Origin of the sequence: Streptomyces sp. A012304 (assembly GCF_026008495.1) — a bacterium.
Classification (GTDB): Bacteria; Actinomycetota; Actinomycetes; order Streptomycetales; family Streptomycetaceae; genus Streptomyces.
In genome coordinates this window covers 1-444 of the sequence record NZ_BQUN01000199.1, presented here as the reverse complement: position 1 = coordinate 444, position 444 = coordinate 1, and the positions used below count along the sequence as shown (strand labels likewise).

Annotated in this window: 1 protein-coding gene; it reads left to right on the top strand. The window is 67.3% G+C overall.

The features are described 5' to 3' along the window. A partial coding sequence (locus tag ALMP_RS40090) for a transposase (RefSeq protein WP_264936929.1) occupies nucleotides 1–444 on the top strand: 444 nt, incomplete at both ends.

Here is a 444-nt window from a genome sequence, read left to right as displayed (position 1 = left end):
GGGCGCACCGCGCTTGAAGTCCCGCAAGGACCACCGGCAGTCGATCCGGTTCACCGCGAATGCCCGCTGGAGCATCACCGGCAGTGGCCGTCTGAACCTGCCGAAGATCGGCGCGGTCAAGGTGAAGTGGTCCCGCACCCTGCCCGCCGCACCGTCCTCCGTGACCGTGATCAAGGACGCGGCGGGCAGATTCTTCGCCTCCTTCGTCATCGACACCGACCCCGCCACCGACCAGGCCCGCATGCCCGACACCGAGCACACCATCGGCATCGATCTCGGCCTCACGCATTTCGCGGTCCTCTCGGACGGCACGAAGATCGACTCCCCGCGTTTTTTGCGGCGTGCGGAGAAGAAGCTGAAGAAGGCCCAGCGGGAGCTGTCCCGCAAGCAGAAGGGATCCAAGAACCGGGCCAAGGCCCGCCAGAAGGTCGCCCGCGCCCACGC